At 72.4% G+C, this 2935-nt stretch carries 3 protein-coding genes; 2 read left to right on the top strand and 1 reads right to left on the bottom strand.

The features are described 5' to 3' along the window. Positions 1-275 precede the first annotated feature (275 nt). Positions 276-638 carry a YrdB family protein gene (locus RIF89_RS13305; protein ID WP_309069573.1) on the top strand — a complete coding sequence of 121 codons (363 nt, stop codon included), beginning with the start codon at positions 276-278 and terminating at the stop codon, positions 636-638. Between the two features lie 3 nt (positions 639-641). Then, complete coding sequence (locus RIF89_RS13300; RefSeq protein ID WP_309069572.1) at positions 642-2000, top strand: FAD-linked oxidase C-terminal domain-containing protein; 1359 nt, start codon at positions 642-644, stop codon at positions 1998-2000. 87 nt (positions 2001-2087) lie between these two features. On the opposite strand, the gene RIF89_RS13295 is transcribed toward RIF89_RS13300, so the two are convergent. Then, positions 2088-2867: a glucosamine-6-phosphate deaminase gene (locus tag RIF89_RS13295; RefSeq protein ID WP_309069571.1), complete on the bottom strand. Its 780-nt coding sequence runs from the start codon at positions 2865-2867 to the stop codon at positions 2088-2090. Between the last annotated feature and the right edge of the window lie 68 nt (positions 2868-2935).

Here is a 2935-nt window from a genome sequence, read left to right as displayed (position 1 = left end):
AGGGCGACCTCGGCACCGAGCGCCTCGGCGAGGCGGAGGTGCAGGATGTGCTCGAGCGTCGCCTCACGGACGCCGGCATCAGCGCCGACGTGGAGCAGATCGAGCAGCTCTCGCGCCAGATCGTCTCGGGCGACGCCCCGACCGACGTCGACGAGGGCCAGCCCGGCGCGAGCTGAGGCGAGCGAGATCCAAGGGCCGGCTCGCTCTGCGAGCCGGCCCTTTTCGATTCCGCAGCCGCAGCGGGAACCAAGGCACGCCGATCTAGACTGGAACCCATGCCCGAAGACGTTCCCGGCGTGCGCGCTGCCCGCATCACCCCGCTCGATGTGCTGCGGTTCCTGACCGAGCTCGTCGCCCTCGGCAGCCTCGCGCTGTGGGGGTTCCTCGCGTGGCCGCTGCCGTGGAACTTCGTGTTCGGACTCGGCGCACCCGCCCTGGCGATCCTGCTGTGGGCGCTGTTCGTGTCGCCGAAGGCCGTGCTCGCTGTGCACCCGTTCGTCCGGATCATCGTCGAGCTGCTGATCTTCCTGTCCGCGACGCTCGCGTGGTGGGCGCTCGGCCAGCCGTGGGTCGGCCTCGCGGTCGGCGTCGTCAGCGTCGCGGTCGGGGCGATCGTCGCTCGTCGCAACGTGGACTGATCCGTGGACGTCCTCGACCGGCTGCGGGCGGAGCTCGGCGATCTCGTCGACACCAGCGCGGCAGCGCTCGACGACGCACGGGCCGACAAGTCCGGGCACCGCTCGTCCGCTCCGCCGCTCGCGGTCGTGCACGCCGAGGCCGTCGAGCACGTGCAGGCGACGCTGCGGATCGCCAGCGCGACCGGGACGCCCGTCGTCACGCGCGGCGCCGGCACGGGGCTGGCCGGTGCGGCCAACGCGGGCGGCGGCGAGATCGCCCTGTCCGTGCGGCGCATGACGCGCATCCTCGAGGTCTCCCCCGACGATCTCCTCGCGGTGGTCGAGCCCGGCATCCTGAACGCCGACCTCAACGCCCAGCTCGCGCCCTACGGACTGTGGTGGGCACCGGATCCCGCCTCGCGCGCGATCTCGACGGTCGGCGGCAACATCGCCACGGGGGCCGGCGGCCTGCTGTGCGCCAAGTACGGCGTGGTGCGTGATGCGGTGCTCGGGGTCGACGTCGTGCTCGCCGACGGGCGCCTGATCCGCATGGGCCACCGCAGCGTGAAGGGCGTCACCGGCCTCGATCTGACCTCGCTCATGATCGGCTCCGAGGGCACGCTCGGCGTGATCGTCGGCGCCACGCTCAAGCTGCGCCGGCTCGTCCCGGGTGATGTCTGCACGATCGCCGCGACGTTCCCCACCGTGCGCGACGCCGCATCCGGATCGTCCGCCGTCACGGCCGCCGGCATCCAGCCCGCGATCATGGAGCTGATGGACGCGACCAGCCTCGCGGCCGCCCACGCCCTCCTCGCGCTTCCCGCGCCGACCCCCGGTGCGTCGCAGTTGACGATCCAGACCGACGGACCCGCCGCCCGCACGGAGGCCGATGCGGTCGCCGACGTGCTGCGCCGGGCCGGCGGCACCGTCACGACCACGTACGACCGTGAGGAGGGCGAGCGCCTGCTCGCGATCCGCCGCGCGATGCATCCGGCGATGGAGTCGCTCGGCACCGCCCTGATCGAGGACGTCTCGGTGCCGCGCTCGCGGATGGCCGCGATGTTCGACGAGATCGCGCGCGTCGAGCGCAAGCACGGCGTCGGGATCCCGACCGTCGCGCACGCGGGCGACGGCAACCTGCATCCGAACTTCATCTTCCAGGGCGACGAGGTGCCCGACGCGATCTGGGCCGCGGCCGACGACCTCTTCCGCGCCGCGATCCGCCTGGGCGGCACGCTCACGGGCGAGCACGGCATCGGCGTGCTCAAGCGCCGCTGGCTGGCCGACGAGCTGGGCGACGATCAGTGGCAGCTGCAGCGCGACATCGCCCGCGTCTTCGACCCCCAGGGCATCCTGAACCCCGGCAAGGTCTTCGAGGCCTGAAGCTCGTCGCGGATCCGGGCGTTTCGTCTCCGTTCCCTGCTCACTCCGCTCAACGATCGGGAGGCATGAGGGACGACGACCGGTCGGTTACAGGCCCTGCCAGGCGGGTTTGCGGGCGTAGGCGTAGCGGTAGTAGTCGGCGTGGGCGAGGCGTGAGGCCGCGGACTCGTCGACCACCACCGTGACGTGCGGGTGCAGCTGGATGGCCGACCCCGGCAGCGACGACGTCACGGGCCCCTCGACCGCTCCGGCGACGGCCGCGGCCTTGCCCTCGCCGAACGCGAGCAGCACCAGGTGGCGCGCGTCGAGGATCGTCCCGAGGCCCTGGGTGATGCAGTGCGTCGGCACATCATCCACCGAGTCGAAGAAGCGCGCGTTGTCCTCGCGGGTCTGCTGCGTCAGCGTCTTCACGCGCGTGCGCGACGCGAACGACGATCCAGGCTCGTTGAAGCCGATGTGGCCCGTCGTGCCGATGCCGAGCAGCTGCAGGTCGACGCCGCCCGCGTGGGCGATCGCCTCCTCGTAGTCCTCACCGTGGTGCTCGATGCCGTCGAGCGTTCCGTCGGGCGTGCGGACGCGTGCCGGATCCAGCCCGAGCGGCCGCACAACCTCGCGCGTGATCACCGACCGGTAGCTCTCGGGGTGCCCGGGATCGATGCCGACGTACTCGTCGAGCGCGAAGCCGCGCACGCGCGATACGTCGGCGCCGGCCAGCCGCGAACGCAGCGCCTCGTACACGGGAAGCGGCGTCGAGCCGGTGGCGAGCCCGAGCACGGCATCCGGCCGCCGCGCGATGAGCGCCGCGATCTCGTCGGCGACGAGAGCGCCGGCGGCCGCGCGGTCGGGCACGATCACGATCTCAGCCATGACGTCTCTCCTGGTCGGTTGCGGTATGGCGCTCCGGGCGTTCCGGCTCGCCTTCCGACGAGCAAGGG

It is taken from the genome of Microbacterium sp., assembly GCF_031178525.1.
Classification (GTDB): domain Bacteria; phylum Actinomycetota; class Actinomycetes; order Actinomycetales; family Microbacteriaceae; genus Microbacterium.
The sequence above is the reverse complement of the archived record's forward strand: the minus strand, read 5'-3'. Positions and strand labels throughout refer to the sequence as shown.

Bases quoted from the DNA above. Each gene is read 5' to 3' on its own strand.
- RIF89_RS13305 (WP_309069573.1), top strand. From the start codon at position 276: ATGCCCGAAGACGTTCCCGGCGTGCGCGCTGCCCGCATCACCCCGCTC.
- RIF89_RS13295 (WP_309069571.1), bottom strand. From the start codon at position 2,867: ATGGCTGAGATCGTGATCGTGCCCGACCGCGCGGCCGCCGGCGCTCTC.